This is a genomic window from Leucobacter komagatae, assembly GCF_000834055.1.
Lineage (GTDB): Bacteria > Actinomycetota > Actinomycetes > Actinomycetales > Microbacteriaceae > Leucobacter > Leucobacter komagatae_A.
In genome coordinates this window covers 15,623-31,868 of record NZ_JXSQ01000015.1, presented here as the reverse complement: position 1 = coordinate 31,868, position 16,246 = coordinate 15,623, and the positions used below count along the sequence as shown (strand labels likewise).

The 16,246-nt window shown below is 65.8% G+C and carries 16 protein-coding genes; 9 read left to right on the top strand and 7 right to left on the bottom strand.

What is annotated here, in order from left to right:
* Window positions 1-31: 31 nt before the first annotated feature.
* The 8 genes from SD72_RS11165 to ppk2 are packed head-to-tail and all read left to right on the top strand — an operon-like array spanning window position 32 to window position 7,116.
* On the top strand, window positions 32-967 hold the full coding sequence (locus tag SD72_RS11165) for a carbohydrate ABC transporter permease (protein ID WP_042544544.1): 936 nt from the start codon (window positions 32-34) through the stop codon (window positions 965-967).
* Window positions 964-1,884 carry a carbohydrate ABC transporter permease gene (locus SD72_RS11160; RefSeq protein WP_042544543.1) on the top strand — a complete coding sequence of 307 codons (921 nt, stop codon included), beginning with the start codon at window positions 964-966 and terminating at the stop codon, window positions 1,882-1,884. The genes SD72_RS11165 and SD72_RS11160 overlap by 4 nt, the downstream gene beginning before the upstream one ends.
* A complete protein-coding gene (locus SD72_RS11155; RefSeq protein ID WP_042544542.1) occupies window positions 1,881-3,452 on the top strand; it encodes a glycoside hydrolase family 3 protein in 1,572 nt (523 codons plus the stop codon). The genes SD72_RS11160 and SD72_RS11155 overlap by 4 nt, the downstream gene beginning before the upstream one ends.
* The gene (locus SD72_RS11150; protein ID WP_042544541.1) at window positions 3,449-4,357 is read left to right on the top strand and encodes an ROK family protein; all 909 of its coding nucleotides are present in this window, start codon (window positions 3,449-3,451) and stop codon (window positions 4,355-4,357) included. The genes SD72_RS11155 and SD72_RS11150 overlap by 4 nt, the downstream gene beginning before the upstream one ends.
* A gap of 40 nt (window positions 4,358-4,397) precedes the next feature.
* Window positions 4,398-4,850 carry a GNAT family N-acetyltransferase gene (locus SD72_RS11145; protein ID WP_042544540.1) on the top strand — a complete coding sequence of 151 codons (453 nt, stop codon included), beginning with the start codon at window positions 4,398-4,400 and terminating at the stop codon, window positions 4,848-4,850.
* On the top strand, window positions 4,831-5,802 hold the full coding sequence (gene rarD / locus SD72_RS11140; RefSeq protein WP_042544539.1) for an EamA family transporter RarD: 972 nt from the start codon (window positions 4,831-4,833) through the stop codon (window positions 5,800-5,802). The genes SD72_RS11145 and rarD overlap by 20 nt, the downstream gene beginning before the upstream one ends.
* 9 nt (window positions 5,803-5,811) lie before the next feature.
* Window positions 5,812-6,132: a metal-sensitive transcriptional regulator gene (locus SD72_RS11135; RefSeq protein ID WP_042544538.1), complete on the top strand. Its 321-nt coding sequence runs from the start codon at window positions 5,812-5,814 to the stop codon at window positions 6,130-6,132.
* Window positions 6,133-6,165: 33 nt separating this feature from the next.
* Window positions 6,166-7,116: a polyphosphate kinase 2 gene (ppk2, locus tag SD72_RS11130; RefSeq protein ID WP_042544537.1), complete on the top strand. Its 951-nt coding sequence runs from the start codon at window positions 6,166-6,168 to the stop codon at window positions 7,114-7,116.
* 68 nt (window positions 7,117-7,184) lie between these two features.
* Here ppk2 and ccsB read toward each other — a convergent pair whose 3' ends face one another.
* Both ccsB and SD72_RS11120 read right to left on the bottom strand, forming a co-directional pair.
* A complete protein-coding gene (gene ccsB / locus SD72_RS11125; RefSeq protein ID WP_084767166.1) occupies window positions 7,185-8,117 on the bottom strand; it encodes a c-type cytochrome biogenesis protein CcsB in 933 nt (310 codons plus the stop codon).
* 167 nt (window positions 8,118-8,284) lie between these two features.
* Window positions 8,285-9,049 carry a DedA family protein gene (locus SD72_RS11120; protein ID WP_232299733.1) on the bottom strand — a complete coding sequence of 255 codons (765 nt, stop codon included), beginning with the start codon at window positions 9,047-9,049 and terminating at the stop codon, window positions 8,285-8,287.
* 156 nt (window positions 9,050-9,205) lie between these two features.
* Between SD72_RS11120 and nagA the strand changes: the two genes are divergently transcribed.
* Window positions 9,206-10,399 (top strand): N-acetylglucosamine-6-phosphate deacetylase, encoded by a 1,194-nt coding sequence (gene nagA / locus SD72_RS11115; RefSeq protein WP_042544536.1) that lies wholly within the window; start codon window positions 9,206-9,208, stop codon window positions 10,397-10,399.
* Here nagA and SD72_RS11110 read toward each other — a convergent pair.
* The 5 genes from SD72_RS11110 to SD72_RS11090 are packed head-to-tail and all read right to left on the bottom strand — an operon-like array spanning window position 10,396 to window position 16,181.
* On the bottom strand, window positions 10,396-11,193 hold the full coding sequence (locus tag SD72_RS11110) for a hypothetical protein (protein ID WP_042544535.1): 798 nt from the start codon (window positions 11,191-11,193) through the stop codon (window positions 10,396-10,398). The two genes, nagA and SD72_RS11110, sit on opposite strands and share 4 nt — an antisense overlap.
* Window positions 11,194-11,212: 19 nt before the next feature.
* Window positions 11,213-12,130 (bottom strand): class C sortase, encoded by a 918-nt coding sequence (locus tag SD72_RS11105; protein ID WP_042544571.1) that lies wholly within the window; start codon window positions 12,128-12,130, stop codon window positions 11,213-11,215.
* 14 nt (window positions 12,131-12,144) lie between these two features.
* Window positions 12,145-13,611: a SpaH/EbpB family LPXTG-anchored major pilin gene (locus SD72_RS11100; protein WP_042544534.1), complete on the bottom strand. Its 1,467-nt coding sequence runs from the start codon at window positions 13,609-13,611 to the stop codon at window positions 12,145-12,147.
* Window positions 13,608-14,591 (bottom strand): class C sortase, encoded by a 984-nt coding sequence (locus SD72_RS11095; protein WP_232299732.1) that lies wholly within the window; start codon window positions 14,589-14,591, stop codon window positions 13,608-13,610. The genes SD72_RS11100 and SD72_RS11095 overlap by 4 nt, the downstream gene beginning before the upstream one ends.
* Before the next feature lie 51 nt (window positions 14,592-14,642).
* A complete protein-coding gene (locus tag SD72_RS11090; RefSeq protein WP_042544533.1) occupies window positions 14,643-16,181 on the bottom strand; it encodes a SpaH/EbpB family LPXTG-anchored major pilin in 1,539 nt (512 codons plus the stop codon).
* Window positions 16,182-16,246: the final 65 nt, after the last annotated feature.

Genomic DNA, 16,246 nt, shown 5'->3' with positions numbered 1-16,246 from the left:
GGCCCCCTACCACCCGCAAAGGAGAGCCGTGATGAGCGCCCTAACGTCACCAGCTGGCACGCAACATGCCGCGCGCAAGCGACCACGACGCGTCGCCCCCTATCTGTTGCTCATCCCGGCAAGCGTCGTCGTGCTCGTCGCGATGGCCTACCCCGTCTTCTGGCAGCTCATCACGTCGATGCAGCACTTCGGCCTTGCGCAGCAGTTCGGTGCCGCACCCGAATGGGTGTGGTTCGACAACTACATCACGCTCTTCAGCAACCCGGCGACGTGGCTCGTCGTCGCCCGCTCGGTCGCGTTCTGTCTCGCCGCCGCGTCGGTCACCATGGCAATTGGTGTTGGGCTCGCGCTGCTCATGCAGGCAGCCTCAAAGGGTGTTCGGATCACCCTGCAGATCGCGCTGCTGCTCGCGTGGGCGACCCCGGTGGTCGCGGCGATGACCATCTGGAACTGGATCTTCGACTGGCGGCGCGGCCTCGTCAACTGGCTGCTCACGAACCTCGGCCTCCCGTTCAACGGCCACAACTGGCTGCAGGAGCCACTGAGCTTCTTCCTCGTCGCGCTCATCATCGTCGTCTGGATGAGTGTCCCGTTCGTCGCGTTCTCGATTTACGCCGGCCTCACCCAGGTTCCGGGTGAGGTGCTCGAGGCAGCACAGATGGACGGGGCGACCCCCTGGCAGCGCCTCAGGCTCATCACCATCCCCATCATCAAGCCGATCCTCGGCATCGTGATGCTGCTCCAGATCATCTGGGATCTTCGCGTCTTCACACAGATCAAACTGCTCCAAGATCGCGGATCGATTGCGTCGAAGACCGACGTGCTCGGCACCTACATCTACCAGCTCGGCGTCGGCTCGAGCGACTTCGCGATGGCGAGTGCGATGTCCATCTTCGTGCTCCTGCTCACGATCGTGCTGAGCTGGGCATACGTGCGTAACCTCATCAAGGAGGACGACGAGTCATGAGTCAGTCAGCTCTTGCGGGCAACGGCCCCCGCACCACCACGATGACCGCACCGGTCAGCGTCATCAGCGCCCGCGGCCGCGTGCGCGCGGGGCGAGGCGTGAGAATCGCGCTGAATACGCTCGGGATCGTGCTCGCACTCATCTGGGCGTTCCCCGTCTACTGGATGGTGAACTCCGCGCTCCTACCGAACGTTGTGCTCGAGAAGACCACGCCAACGCTCGTGCCGTTTGGCGGCTCGTTCAGAAACTTCCAGGCTGTGGTGTCTGACGGCTCGTTCTTCCGCGCACTCGGCATCAGCCTCTCCATCGCGGCCATCGTTGTCGTGGTGTGCCTCATCTTCGCGTTCCTCGCCGCGCTCGCGATCAGCCGCTTCCGGTTCAAGGGCCGCCGCAGCTTCGTGCTCGCCGTGCTGTTCATTCAGATGCTCCCGGCCGAGGGCATGTTCATCGCCCAGTACAAGCTCATGAGCAACCTCGGGCTGCTGAACTCGATCATCGGCGTGAGCATCATCTACATTGCTGCCGTTGTTCCGTTCACCATCTGGATGCTCCGCGGCTTTGTCGCTGGCATTCCCGCCGACCTTGAAGAGGCCGCGATGGTCGATGGGCTGAGCCGCACGCAGGCATTCTTGCGGATCACGTTCCCGCTCCTCGCTCCCGGACTCGTCGCGAGCGGCATCTATGCGTTCCTCCAGGCGTGGAACGAGTTCACCGTCGCGCTTGTGCTGCTCGACGCCGACAATAAGACGCTCCCGCTGTGGCTGCGCGGCTTCATCCAGCAGTCGGCGAGCTCGTCGATTGACTGGGGCCAGGTCATGGCGGCTTCGACGCTCGTCGCCGTTCCTGTGATCATCTTCTTCATGTTCGTTCAAGGACGCATGACGAGTGGTCTCGTGAGCGGGGCGGTCAAGGGATGACCGCGTCGGAGCAGGGCTCGCTGCAGCGCGACATCCTTGCGACGCTCATGCCGGGATTCGTCGGGTTCGAGGCGCCGGCATGGCTCACTGAAGCATTCGACGCCGGCCTATTGTCTGCCTGCGTGTACGGCAGCAATATCCGTGACAGGCAACAGCTGCGCGATCTGGGCATCGGGCTGCGCGCGGCTGCACCGCACGCGCTCCTCGCGATCGATGAGGAGGGCGGCGAGGTGACCCGGCTGAGCTACCTCGAGGGGTCGCCCTACCCCGGGGCTGCCGTCATGGGCCGCATCGACGACGAAGCCTACTCTGAGGAGATCGGCCGTCGCGTCGCTGCGGAGATTCTCGGCGCCGGCTTTAACCTTGCGCTCGGCCCGGTTGCAGATGTGAACAGCAACCCGATGAACCCGGTGATCGGCACCAGGAGCTTTGGGGCTACCCCGGAGCTCGCCTCACGCCACGTAGCTGCTTGGGTTCGCGGGCTTGAGGGCGCTGGGGCGATCGCCTGCCCAAAGCACTTCCCTGGCCACGGCGACACCGGCCAGGATTCCCACCACGAACTACCGACTGTTACGGCGCCACGCGAACTCCTGTCGCGCCGGGACCTTCCACCGTTCCACGCGGCGTTCGACGCGGGCGCGCGCTCAGTGATGACCTCACACATTGTGCTCACTGACCTTGACCCGAGCGTTCCGGCGACCTTCTCTCCCCGCATCCTGCAGGGAATGCTTCGCGGGGAACTCGGGTTCACCGGGGTCATTGTCTCTGATGCGCTCGACATGCAGGGCGCAAGCGGCGGGATCGGGATCCCCGAGGCCGCGGTGCGCGCCATTGCCGCGGGGTGCGACCTCCTCTGCATCGGCGTGGACACGACCGCCGAGCAGCTCGCCGAGATCACCACACACGTCGCGGCTGCGGTTGCGGACGGGCGCCTTGACCGCGCTCGTGTGGCTGACGCAGCCGGTCGCGTCCGCGCGCTCAGCGCAGGCTTCGAGTGCCCGACAGCTGGCGCCGGTGAGGCTGGTACTAGCGCCGGTGACGCTGCTCCCCGCGCGGCGGTCACTGCGACGGAACTCGACCGGATCGCGGCATCGTTCGAGGGGCTCGACGACGCCAAGCGGTGGCTGCGCGAGCACCCGAACGCGGCGGTTGCACGCGTCGACACGCAGGCAAACATGGCAGTCGGGTTCGTGCCTTGGGGGCCGTTCGCAGCAGCCGAGCACCCGTTTCCCGCCCAGGAAGCGCGCGCCGCGGCGTTCGCCTCGCGCACGCTCGTTGAGCTGTCGCCAGCCACACCGAACGCAGCGGCGATCCCGCGCCTGGACGCAGACGGCACACCGGCCGGTGTCATCGTGATCGGCCGTGAGATCCACCGCCACGAGTTCGCCACTCGCGCACTGGACGAGCTTATGCGTGACGGGGTGCCCGTGCTCCTCGTCGATATGGGCTGGCCTGCCGACGCTGCCCAAGACCCCGCCACGAATCGCTACGCTGGTCTCTTCACCTACGGTTCGTCGGCGCTTGTCGGCGCCGCGCTCCTCACCCTCCTTGAAAGTGCTCACTCATGATCATTTCCCCGCGCATCGGTCTCGACATTGGCGGCACGAAGATCGAGGGTATTGCGCTCGGCCCGACGGGTGAGATCACCGTCCGCAAGGTCGTCGCAACGGTGCCAGGGCCTGAGGCCGTGCTGGCGTCCACCGCAGAGCTCGTCGCCGCCCTCGCTGCGGAGGCAGGCCACCCGGTCGCCGCGTTCGCCGGCGTTGGCATCGGGATCCCAGGCCAGGTCGACAGGGCCGGTGGGATCGTACGCAACGCATACAACATGGGGCTCTCAACGCTCGCCCTCGCTGATGAGCTCTCGGCAAGGGTCGGGATCCCTGTATCGCTCGACAACGACGTGACTGCCGCAGCCATTGGTGCGGCATACATTATGCAGCTCGACGGCACGGTCGCCTATCTGAACCTCGGCACGGGGCTCGCCGCCGGCATCACGATCGACGGCGCCCCCATCCGCGGCACCGACGGCTACGCCGGCGAGATCGGGCACCTCGCGATCGACCCGAGGCAGCGTCCCTGCCCGTGCGGGCAGTTTGGCTGCCTGGAGACCGTGGCGAGTGGCTCCGCGCTGAAAACGCACTGGCCGGCAGGCGGGGATCATCCCGGGCGCAGCATCATCGCGGCGATCGCGGCGGGCGATACGGAGGCGGAACTCGCGCTCGAATACCTCATTGACGGCGCAGCGGCTGCGATCCGCGTGCTCGGACTCACGGTGAACCCCGGCGCAGTGGTCATCGGCGGCGGTCTGCGACTGCTCGGCGATCCCCTATTCGATGGAATCCGCGAGAAGCTCGCTGGCTGGGCGGACGCCTCCGAATTTATTGCGGAATTGCGCCTCCCCGAGCGGGTTGTGTTGTTGCCTGACGGCTCTCCTGCCGCCGCTATCGGCGCAGCAATTGCCGTAAATGACTAGTCACAGTTGCGCAGAGCGGTTCTCAGGGTAGCCTGTTCGTATGAGTGAACTGCGACTTGAAGAACTCTCTGCAGCGACGATCGTTGCGGTGAACACCCTTGGCCTGAAGCCCGGCCAGGAACAGTTCATCACGCCCGTTTCGTACGCCGCTGCTGCGGCGGTGACGCCGGCAGAGAGCGCGTGGCAGCGCGTCGTACTGCTCGACGGCAAAGTGGTGGGGTTTGTTCACGGTAACTTCGACCCCGACGCCTCACAGGAAGAGTTCCGTGCGGCGCTGTGGCGCATCAACGTCGACGCTCGCGTGCAGGGCAGCGGCGTCGGCACGTTCGCGGTCAACGCGCTCATTGACGAGGCCCGCCGCCGCGCGGTGAGCCGTCTCACCGTGCTGTGGGAGCGAGGCGCTGAGGGGCCAGAAGAGTTCTTCCTGCACATCGGGTTCACGCCGGTCGGCGAGACACCTTACGGAGAGGTCATTGGGGCAATCGACCTCTAAGCCTTCACCCCCCAGGTCATCGGCTGACCGGGGAATTCTCGCCTCGGTTGTAGCATCGTTCCTCTTTGCTGGCGTGTATTTTGTCACACCCATGCTCGCGCCAGCATCCGCCGAGTCGCTGTGGGGCGTGCGAAACCTTGTCACGATTCCGCTGATTATTGTGACCCTGGCTGCCCTGCGCCAGCTGCGGCTGTTTCGGGAGATCGCCCAGCGGATCAAAGCCAAGCCCGTGCTCCTGCTCCCGATCGTCGCGTGCGGGTTCATCGTCTCTGCGCAGCTGTGGCTGTTCACTTGGGCGCCACTCAACGGGCGGGGCCTGCAGGTCGCGCTCGGCTACTTCCTGCTCCCACTCGTGCTCGTGCTCGTCGGTCGCATCCTCTACCGCGACCAGCTGCTCTGGTGGCACTGGCTTGCGGCCACCGTGGCTGCCATTGGCGTTGTGTTTGAGCTGTTCAGGGTTGGTTCTGTGTCGTGGGAGACGATGCTCGTAGCGCTCGGCTACCCCGTCTACTTCGTGCTCAGGCGAGCCATCGGCACGAACCACCTCGGAGGGATGCTCTGGGAGTTTCTCGCGCTCTCCCCCATCGCGCTCCTCTTCGTCGCGCGGGAACTCGTGCAGGGCGACGCGTTGCAGGCGAACCCGAGCCTCCTGTGGTTCGCACCGCTCTTCGGCCTCTGGAGCGGGGTCGCACTCATCTGCTACCTGCTTGCTTCCCGGTTCCTGAGCATCAGCGTATTCGGCCTCATGAGCTACCTTGAGCCCGCGCTGCTCGTGGTCGCGTCCATCCTCATCGGCGAGCGCATCACGCGAGGCGAGTGGCCAATGTACATCGCCGTGTGGGGCGCCGTCGCGCTCCTCGCGATCGGGGGAACAGCGCAGCTCATCCACGCGGCGCGATCCCGGCACCTCCCGGGGACCGCCAGTGACGATTCGCCCCCCGCAGCAGGGTAAGGTGCTCGTATGGGAGAGCAGACGGAACACGCGCCTGAGAGCCACGAGCAGGCGCACGGCTACATCGAGCACAAGGAGGACCTGCTCAAGCGACTCCGCCGTGCCGAGGGGCAGGTGCGGGGCGTGCAGCGCATGGTCGAAGAGGACACGTACTGCATCGATATCCTCACCCAGGTCTCCGCTGCCACCAAAGCGCTCGAGCGCGTCGCGCTTTCCCTCCTCGACGACCATCTCAGGCACTGCGTTGCCGCAGCGGCAGCTGAGGGTGGCGAAGTCGCCCAGGAAAAACTTCGCGAAGCTACGCAGGCCATATCACGCTTCGTGGGATGATTGACGCGCCACGTCCGTAAGGCAAGGAGCGCGATGACTCAGGAATCCCCGAACTCGACACCCCCGTTTGACATGGCCGAGCCAGGCCAGGTCGACATCACGCCGGAGATCGATGAGCTCGGTGAGCTCCTCGGATCAGACGACGACGACACCGCAACAGACGCCCCATGGCGCCAGGGCTACCCCTACACCGAGAAGCTCGGCCGCAAGGAGTACGAGAAGACGAAGCGCAAGCTCCAGATCGAACTCCTCAAGCTGCAGGCGTGGGTGAAGGAGTCTGGCGAGAAGATCGTCATCGTCTTCGAGGGACGCGACGCGGCCGGCAAGGGCGGTGCGATCAAACGATTCACCGAGTACATGAACCCCCGCGGTGCGCGGGTGGTCGCGCTCGAGATCCCCACCGAGCGCGAGCAGACGCAGTGGTATTTCCAGCGCTACGTCACGCACCTGCCGGCTGCGGGCGAAATCGTGATGTTCGACCGCTCCTGGTACAACCGCGCTGGCGTCGAGCGCGTCATGGGCTACTGCACCCCGCAGCAGTACCTCGAGTTCACCCGCTCTGCCCCAGACTTCGAGGAGTTGCTGGTGAACTCCGGCATCCACCTCATCAAGTTCTGGTTCTCGGTCGGCAAGGCCGAGCAGCGCGCACGCTTTGCCTCGCGCTCGCAGGACAGGGTGAAGCAGTGGAAGCTCTCTCCGACCGACCTCGCAAGCCTCGACAAGTGGGAAGACTACACTCGGGCGAAGGAGGCGATGTTCTTCTACACGGACACCCCTCATGCCCCGTGGACGGTCGTGAAGTCGAACGACAAGAAGCGCGCACGGCTCGAGGCCATGCGGTGGGTACTCTCCCGCTTTGACTACCCGAATAAGGATCACGACGTGGTTGGCACCCCCGACCAGAACATCATTGGTTCACCGCAGGACGTGTACGACGATGGGGAGACGCCAACGGGCTCGTTCCCCGTCGTGAACGGCAACTAACGAGAAGCGGGAGCCGGCGCCATTGTGGCACCGGCTCCCGCTCTCATTTCGGCTGCGCCGCGCGCAGCTTAGAGGCCCGAGTATGCGTGCAGGCCCTTGAAGAACACGTTCACGACCGAGAAGTTGAAGATCACAGCGGCGTAGGCGACGATGTTCAGCCACGCGGAGCGCGTTCCACGCCAGCCGCGCGTTGCACGGGCGTGGATGAAGCCGGCGTAGAGCACCCAGATGATGAACGTCCACACTTCCTTGACGTCCCATCCCCAGTAGCGGCTCCAGGCAGCCTCGGCCCAAATCGATCCGGCGATGAGGGTGAAGGTCCAGAACGCGAAGCCGATGATCGCGAGTCGGTACGCGAGGTCCTCGAGCCGAACCTGGTTCGGGAAGCTCGTCATGAACGCCATCGACTTCGTGTCGCCGATCTTCACCTTTGTCGTGCGCCTAGCCTGCAGCAGTTGCAGGAGCGACAGCCCAAAGGAGAGCGTAAAGAAGCCAACGGCGAGCACCGCCACAATAATGTGGATGACCAGCCAGTACGAGTCGAGCGCAGGCACGAGAGGCACAATGTCGACGTAGTACTTGACCTTTGCGACGCCGAGGAACATCACGGTCATGCCCGTAACGAGGGCGCCGAGGAATCGGAGGTCGATGAAGAACTGCACGATGAGGAAGATGCCGACGATCGACACGGTCGCGGTGAGCGCGAACTCGTACATGTTCGCCCACGGGACTCGCTCAGCGGCGATGCCGCGCATCACCGTTGCAGCGAGGTGCAGGAGGAAGCCGAGCACCGTGAGCGCGAAGCCAGCGCGAAGCCAGCGCGAGCGAGGGAGCTTCTTCTGGGCTGCGGCACGCTGCTTGACCATCGTGGCGGTGCCACCCCCAGCTGCGCCAGCGGCTGCTTGGCCGGTTGCGGGCGCTGCCGCGGCGAGGTGCGCGTCGCCGCTGCGGTTCGCAAGATCAACAACATAGAAGACAAAGGCGATCGCGTACACGATCATGCCCGAGTACAGGGCGATCGTTGAATAGGGTTCTAGCTCGGTCAGCACAATTCCTCAGACTACCCGGTGAAGCGGGCTACTCGCTGAGAGTCCGTTGCGGGCCTGAGCCTCGGCGGGTTGCGGCCCGCGGTGGCCACCGCGGGCCGCAGGCTTCCGTGCGTCTCGTACTAGGCGTCGGGGCCCGCGACGTCGGCTGCAGCGGCGGGATCAGCGGACTCAGCCCCCACCTGATCGGCGTTCGCACCCAGCTTGCGCTTCGCACGAGCATGCCGGAATGCCCGAACAACCTCGATGAGGATCGGGATGCCGGGGATCAGTACGAGCACGATGATGAAGACTTCGCTGTACTGCTGCACGAACGGGATCTGGCCGAGGAAGTACCCGATGAGCGTCACCCCGACGCCCCAGAGCAGCGCGCCAACGGCGTTGTACGCCACAAAGCGGCGGTACGTCATGTTGCCCACGCCGGCGGCCGCCGGAACGAATGCGCGGAAGATCGGGAGGAATCGAGCGATGATGATCGCCTTGGGTCCGTGCTTCTCGAAGAACTCGTGGGTGCGAGCAATGTTCTCAGGGTTAAAGAACCGGCTCTTTGGCCGGTTGAAGATTGATGGGCCGATTCTCCGGCCGATCATGAACCCCATTTGATCGCCAGCGAACGCGCAAATAAACAGCAGCACACAGGTCACCCAGATCGGCACGTTGATGGTGCCCGTAGCGCTCAGCAGCCCGACAGTGAACAGTAACGAGTCACCTGGGAGGAACGCGAGGACGAGCACCCCCGTCTCGAGGAAGACAAACGCGCACGCGAGGATGAGCGCAGCCCAGCCGCCCACTTCGAGCAGCTTTTCGGGATCGAGCCAGTCGATGCCGAACAGCGCCGGGGTCGTTGTGAGCGCGGACGGGTCGATCTGGGAGAGAAGCGAAATCACTTCTTCACGCTACCGCAGTGAGCTTAAAGGCCGCCGCCGCGACCGAAACTTCCACGCGCTTTCGTCAGGCACCGCACTAGGCTGGTGCACAGAGAACACCGTGGCCGCAGCTTCGCGACCCACACGCACGCACGCACCCTACGGAATCGAGCACCCGTGCCAGTCTCAGCAGACTACGTCATCCACAGCGTCGAGCTTGTCTCAGCTGGGGTGCGCACTCCGAATGCCTGGGTACGATTTTCAGGCGGCACCATTGCAGCGACCGGCACCGGCGACAGCTGGATGCCGGCTGGCGCGGCCGGGCGGGCGAGCGCTGAGGCAGCGGAACCCGTCACCATAGTGGACGGCACCGGGCAAATCCTCACCCCAGGCTTCATCGACATCCACGTGCACGGCGGCGGCGGGGCTGCCGCAGAGGAGGGCGCAGCCGCGATCCACCGCATGCTCGAGACACACCGTGAGCACGGCACGACGCGCGCCGTAATCTCCCTGGTGACGGGCAAGCCAGCCGACCTGCTCGCGCATCTCACGACGGTCGCCGAGCTCACGGAGTCGATGCCCGGGGTGCTCGGCAGCCACCTCGAGGGCCCGTTCCTCGCCGACGAATTTCGCGGTGCGCACGACCCGGCGATGCTGCGCTCCCCGCTCCCCGCGGAGACGGCCGCGATGCTCGCTGCAGCGAAGGGCACGCTCCGTCAGATCACGCTCGCGCCCGAGCTTGAAGGTGCGGCGGATGCGATCCGCGCGTTTGTCGACGCCGGGGTCGCCGTCGCCGTCGGGCACACGAGCGCGACCTTCGAGCAGGCGCTGCAGGCCTTCGATGCTGGCGCGAGCATTCTCACGCACACCTTCAACGGCATGCCCGGTTTGCATCACCGTACCCCAGGGCCCATCGCTGCGGCGTTCCAGTCGCCGCACGTCACGCTCGAGCTCATCAACGATGGCGTGCACGTGCACCCAGCCCTCGTCGAGCTCGTCTTCGCGCAGGCGCCCGGTCGCGTCGCGCTCATCACCGACGCGATGGTCGCCGCGTGCGCACATGACGGCGACTACATGCTCGGATCGCTCCCCGTTCGCGTTAGCGACGGCGTCGCCAGACTCGTCGATGGCGGCGCAATCGCCGGCTCAACGCTCACGCTCGACGCCGCCCTGCGGCAGGCCGTGAACGCGTGCGGGATCGAGCTCGCGGCCGCGGTCCGCGCGCTCACGGAGACACCCGCTCGCGCTGTCGGGCGCGGAGGGGATCTCGGATCCCTCGTTCCCGGTTACGTCGCCGACGCAGTGCTGCTCGACGCTTCGTTGCACGTGAAACAGGTCTGGGTCGGCGGCGCGGCCGCCCTGCCAGCCTAGATCAGGGAAGCTCGGAACCGCTCCACGGCGCGCTCCGGGGTCGCGAGCAGGTTCCGCTCCTCCGGATGGTCCCGATAGAAGTGAATCAGCGCCGCAACAACCATCGGGTCAGAACAATGGAACCTAGGCGGGATCCCGACCGTCCGCCCGTCGCGGCCATGGAGCAGCAATTGTGGCCCCCTCCGTGTATCGGGCATGATCGTGGCGCGGAAAAGCATGTCCCATCCGATCCGGCCGATGTCGCCGTCACCTGCGGCGACAACGCCCCACTCCGACAGCTCAATCCCGCTCCCTGCGCGCCGCTCCTGAATGAGGACCCGCACCATGAATACCGAAAGGGCTACTGCCACGGCCATTCCAACCCGAGCGCGCACGGGCAACGAGAAGAACGAGAAAGCTGCAGGATCGCGGACATACACCTGCACCGCGAGCGCTGCGGCCGCGCTCCCCACCACCAACGTGCCGAGCATAGCCGCCACCGCGACGATACGCCCACCGCGGAACGGCACAAGCCGGAGCGGCGTGCTCGCCTGTGACACCCGCAAGATACCTGGCAAAAACACCCGCGGATTCCAGAGCTTCTGCAGGAATACGGTCATCACGGCCGCTCCCGCGAGTGCATACATGAGCCGAAGCCAGTCGCTTGTCTGCGGGAGGCTCATAAGCACTAGCGAGCCGATGATCAGCACGACCGCGATCACCCGGTTGATGCGCTGATCCCGCAGGCTCGGAAATGCCTCGGAGCGCAGCCCGGTCTCTCCCGCGCGGTCGAGCTGAACAATAACGGTCTTCACGGATCACCTCCGCAACAAGCTACCGCTTCTTGCGCGGCGGCGCGAACAGCAGCCAGGCCACAGCGCCAGATCCGCCGACGAACCAGACCGCCCACCACGGGAACCCGAGGCCGACCCCGTCGCCGCCGAGCGTCTCGTTCTGCGGCGCCTCCGAATCCGGGAGCCGCACGGCGTGCACCATAAACCGGTGACTGTTCACGCCGATCGGGGTGCAGGTGAAGAGAGTCACCCAGTCCTCACCCTCGCGAATCTCCAGCGACTCGGTGTCGTCTGGGAGGATCGTCTCGGTCTCCTCGACGCGGTAGTGGTGGTCCTCCCCGAGCACGCTGATCCAGAACGTGTCGCCGACCTTTGCCTTCGGCAGCTCCGTGAAGAGTTTCGAGTGCGGCAGCCCCGAGTGCGCGGTGAGCACCGAGTGGGTCGAGGGCCCGCCGATGGGCAGCGACGTGCCGTACATGTGGCCGGCGCCCTTCGAGATCACCTCGTCCGACGTGCCGTGGTAGGCGGGGAGGCCGATGTCGAGCCGCGGGTAGTTGATCGTGCCGATCGCGTCGGTGCCGCTCACGCGGAGCATCTCCTCGTATGCGAGGTAGAGGTCGCTGCGTTCGGCCTCGTCTTCGTTCACCGAGGTGTAGGGGTCGGTGAGCGGGCCAGGCTCGAGCTGATCGTTGTAGGCGTATGCCGCATCAAGAATGCGTTGGCGTTCCGCCGGCGCCGTCGCATCGACCTGATTCACGTAGCCGGAGATCTCGGAGTTGTGCCCGATACGGGCCACCCACGTCGCCGCCTCTGGGTACACGAGCAGGCCGATTGCCACCATCGCAACGAGTTGCAGCACAACGTTCAAGCCGAGCTGGCCGCGCGTACGCCGCGCGCGCTTGGCAGCGCCGGGCGCCCCGTCTGGCGCGACCGTCGCCTCGGTGTCCGCTGCGGGCACCTCGCTCCCGCGCACTATGTGCCCCGCTGCTCGCGACGCCTGCGCGCGGCGACGAGCGCGCCAGCACCGATGAGCACCCCGCCGAGCAGCAGGGCCGCAGTGATCCTGCCGCCCGTCTCGCTGAGCACAGGGATCGGCGGGATCACCGACGCGTTCTTCCAGACTACGGCCCGCAGGGTCTCGGGCTCCGTCGCTGAGGTAACCCCGCCGCGCAGGATCACGTCTTCGCCAGTCCACCCGGCCGGGTACGACACCGGCTTCGCGAAGTAGTCGCGGTAGAGCTCACTGCCCGGCGCCCGGTCAAGGCCGTCGGCGTGGTTCGAGTATCGCAGGCACTCAACGGTAATGAGGCCGTCTGCGTCGGTGCGCAAGTCGGCGCCGGCAGCGAACCCGACGGCGCCATTGCCGCCGCGTGCAGCTGCCTCGCTCGTGTACAGCCGAAACTCCGCATCCTCAATGAGGTTGTTGGGGTGCCCCTTCTCGTGCACGAGGATACGCAGCGGCCCAAACTTTGTCGTAGCCGTATCGGTGACGACGCCGGCGTCGCCCGCGAAAAGCCGCACCTCGTTAACGAACTCGCCTGGGGCACTCACCGCGCTCTCAAACGAGATCCGCACCTCCGCGCCCGTGTCCACGAGGAGCTTGGTGATGCCAGCCTCGGTGAATTGGGTTTCGATCGCGACCCTGCCGTCGACCCTGGTCTCCTCGACCGTATAGTCGGCTCCGGCTCGCAGCGCTGGTTGGCCAGTGATCTCAACGCTCGTATCCGCGGCGGTGCCACGAAGCGTGACACCGACGGCGAGGAGGTGTTGCACGCGGTAGCTCGAAAGCTGATCCACCTCGGGGATCGCGCTCAGCGAGGTCCACGAGACGGGGTCGCCGCACGTCACAGCGGCCGCGTCGCGCACTCCGAGCCCGACTAAGACTGAGGCGGTCTTCGGGTAAACGTGCACGGTAGTCAGCCAGGCTTCAGCATTCGCCGGGTCCGGGAGCGGGAGGGCGACGAGGAACGGTTTCGCGCGGATCGCGCCGGCCGGGGCAGCGGTCTCGGTGATGAGGTAGAGGCCGTCGGCGAGGCCCTCAAACACGATGCTCTCGTCGGGGCTCGTCGCCCCCGTTTCCGCGGGCTGATCAGCGACGAGCGGAGCGGCCTCAGCCGGGGTCATCTCGACAGCGCGGTTCCAGTCGACCGTCTTTTCGAGCCTGAGACCGGGAACGCGCTTCACCTCGTAGGCGTGCCCCGCGATCCCGGCTGGCTCCCCCGCAGCCGGGGGAAGGCCCGTGCCACGCGTGTTCGCTGGACCCGCCTCGATGCCTGGGTGGATCACGAGCGTCTTCGGCCCGCCAGGGAACACCGCGTCGGCGGCACTCGCGGTCGTGCCGCCCACGAGCAAGAGCAGGAACGCGAAGAGGGTGACGAGCGCGAGAATCGAGCCGGCCCGGGGCGCATCCATCGCGCCGCTTGTTCGCATCGCCGTCATGGCTTCCTCTTCTCGTTCGTGTCACTTAGGTCTGGTGTTGCGCCCGCGGGCCGGGCGCGTGGCGCGGCTTTGGCCCTGCGGGGCGCGAAGAGCAGATAGGCAACGGCGCCAGATCCGCCAACAAATATGAGTGCCCACCACGGGAAACCGGCCGTGCGCCCGTCGCCGGCGAGCTCGTGATCGTCTGCCCCTGGCGGCGGCGGAACTCGCACGCCGTGAACCAGGTAGCGGTGGCTGTTTACCCCGATGGGCGTGCAGGTGAACAGGGTGACGCGGTCCTCCCCCGCAACAACGTCGAGGGAATCGGTCACAAACGGCTCGACTGTTTCGAGACCGTCAACTTCGTAATACTTCGATTCCCCCAGCACGCGCACCTCGAAGACGTCGCCGATCTTCGCCTGCGGGAGCTTCGTGAACAGTGAGGCGTGCACGAGGCCCGAGTGCGAGGTCAGCACCGAGTGCGTCGATGGCCCGCCGACGGGGAGCGAGGAGCCGTAAAGGTGACCGACGCCACGCGTGATCGCTTCCTCGCCGGCACCGTGGTAGAGCGGGAGGCCGATATTCAGCCGCGGGTACACCACCTCACCGATGACACCGCTGTCGCTCACGCGCAGCACGTCTTCATAGGCCTGGTATGCGGCAGCGTCCGCTGCCTCGGCTGCTGTGTCGCCTGCGGCGGAGTAGGGGTCAACGAGCGCGCCGCCTGGCAGGTGCTCGTTGTAGGCGCGCGCCGCTTCGAGGCCCGCGCTGCGTTCTGCCGGGCTGAAGCTCTCAACCTGGCGGACATACCCTGACCGCTCGGCATTGTGGCTGAGCGACGCGACCCAGTCGGCTGCGGCAGGGTAGACGAGCGCGCCGATCCCGAGCATTGCGACAAGCTGCAGCACGAGAGGAACCCCGAACCTCCGGACGGCTGGCCGCGTGCGCGAGCGGGGTGGTCGGGAGGTGCCCGGCGCTTCATGCACGTGTGCGTGACTCATCGGACACCTCCTTTCCCATCTACCTATCGTTTTCCTGCCGGAGGGAAGGGGTTACTCCGCAGCGTGCCGACGGCGGCGTGCCACGATAAGCACGACTGCGAGCAGCGCGATACCAGCGACGGTGAGCATGAGCGTGCCAGTGCCACCGGTGAGTGGGAGCACGAAGCCGCCGCGATCGTACTGGTTGACGATCTCCTGCGACGTCTGCGTCTGCGCCTTCACGTCGCCGCTGATCAAGAACGAAACTGGCTCAGCGAGCAACTGGTGGTTCTCAAGTGCCTTGGTCTCAACAAGCCAGTAGGTCTGGATCTTGTCGGTGTCGGTGATGACGCTGCCGTCAGCGAATGCGCTGTAGCGCAGCCCCGTGATGTCGACGCGACCCTCAGCATTGGTCGTCCAGACGCCGGTCTTCTGGTTGTAGCCGGGAACGGTGACGACGGGCTTCAGTGCGGCCTTCAGCGCTGCCTGGTCGCCCTTCACCGCTGCGCGAGCGTCCGCTTCGCTGCCGAAGACCATGAACTCTGCGCCAGCAAGGTTGACCTTCGCGTCCTTCGGTGCACCCTCACTCTTCTTGATGAGCGAGAAGTCGCCGTACTTGACCTCGGCACCGGGGATCTCCTTCGGCGTCGTCTGCGCCCTCGAGGAGAAGAAGCGTGCCGAGTTCTCGACGACGCCCGACTGCACGATGACGGTGTCGAGGGTCAGCGTGACCTGCGCCGCAGCGTTGCCCGCGATCTTCGCAAGGCCCGGTGCCTTGAAGTCGATGGTGACGGTCGTCTTGTTATCGGCGCCGGGAGCGACGGTGACGCTGTAGTCGGTGTCCTTCACGAAACCCGGGATCTTCACGCCCGAGCCATCAGCTGCGGTGGTGAGGAAGTGGCCGTCGAGCTCATCGATGATCTGGAGCATGTCGGCCGGAACGTGCGCGCCGGTAGCCGGGTCACGGGGGCTCGGGTTGTCGACCGAGATCGTCCAGGTTACGGTGTCGCCGACAACGAAGTCCTCGGCGTTCTTCACCGTCTTGGTGCCCGTGACCGTGTGGTTCTTCGGGTAGACGTACACGGTGTCGAGCCACTGGTCGAGGTTCGTCGGGTTCGTCAGCGGCAGTGCGACAAGGAAGTCGCCCGCTGCGACGACGCCAGCGGGGGTGCCGGTCTCACGGATGAGCCACAGGCCGGCGGGGAGGTTGCCGCTGCTCGAGCTCGAGTCCCAGTGGATCTCGCCCGCAGCATCGGTCTTTCCCGAGCGGCTAGCGGCCTTCTCTGCGACGAGCGCCTTCGCACCGGCGAGCGTGATGTCAGCGATCTCCTGCTGGCCGTCGTTCGAGCGCGGGTTGTGCACGAGGGGCACCTGGTACGCCTCGAAGGTGACGCCTGCGATGGGAGTGCCAGCGAGTCCGGTCTGCTTGAGGCCGGTCGTGTCGGCCCCCTGACCCGACTGCTCGAGCTTCGTGATGACGAGGCCCGAGCTGTCAGGCATTGCGTCGACGGGAGCCGCCTGTGCGGTTGCTGCGCCGCCGAGTGCGAGCGCGACAGCCGTCACGAGCGCACCGGCACTCGCGAGGAGGCCTCGCTTCTTGTTGTTCAACATGGTTTCCCCTTCTTGAAAACGATGGTGTGAAATGCTTCGATGATGTGAAGAATGATGGGGGCGCG

Excerpts from the sequence above, each read along its gene's own strand:
- SD72_RS11165 (WP_042544544.1), top strand. The coding sequence starts at position 32 with ATGAGCGCCCTAACGTCACCAGCTGGCACGCAACATGCCGCGCGCAAG.
- SD72_RS11160 (WP_042544543.1), top strand. The coding sequence starts at position 964 with ATGAGTCAGTCAGCTCTTGCGGGCAACGGCCCCCGCACCACCACGATG.
- SD72_RS11155 (WP_042544542.1), top strand. The coding sequence starts at position 1,881 with ATGACCGCGTCGGAGCAGGGCTCGCTGCAGCGCGACATCCTTGCGACG.
- SD72_RS11150 (WP_042544541.1), top strand. The coding sequence starts at position 3,449 with ATGATCATTTCCCCGCGCATCGGTCTCGACATTGGCGGCACGAAGATC.
- SD72_RS11145 (WP_042544540.1), top strand. The coding sequence starts at position 4,398 with ATGAGTGAACTGCGACTTGAAGAACTCTCTGCAGCGACGATCGTTGCG.
- SD72_RS11135 (WP_042544538.1), top strand. The coding sequence starts at position 5,812 with ATGGGAGAGCAGACGGAACACGCGCCTGAGAGCCACGAGCAGGCGCAC.
- ppk2 (WP_042544537.1), top strand. The coding sequence starts at position 6,166 with ATGACTCAGGAATCCCCGAACTCGACACCCCCGTTTGACATGGCCGAG.
- ccsB (WP_084767166.1), bottom strand. The coding sequence starts at position 8,117 with ATGATCGTGTACGCGATCGCCTTTGTCTTCTATGTTGTTGATCTTGCG.
- SD72_RS11100 (WP_042544534.1), bottom strand. The coding sequence starts at position 13,611 with ATGACGGCGATGCGAACAAGCGGCGCGATGGATGCGCCCCGGGCCGGC.
- SD72_RS11095 (WP_232299732.1), bottom strand. The coding sequence starts at position 14,591 with ATGAGTCACGCACACGTGCATGAAGCGCCGGGCACCTCCCGACCACCC.
- SD72_RS11090 (WP_042544533.1), bottom strand. The coding sequence starts at position 16,181 with ATGTTGAACAACAAGAAGCGAGGCCTCCTCGCGAGTGCCGGTGCGCTC.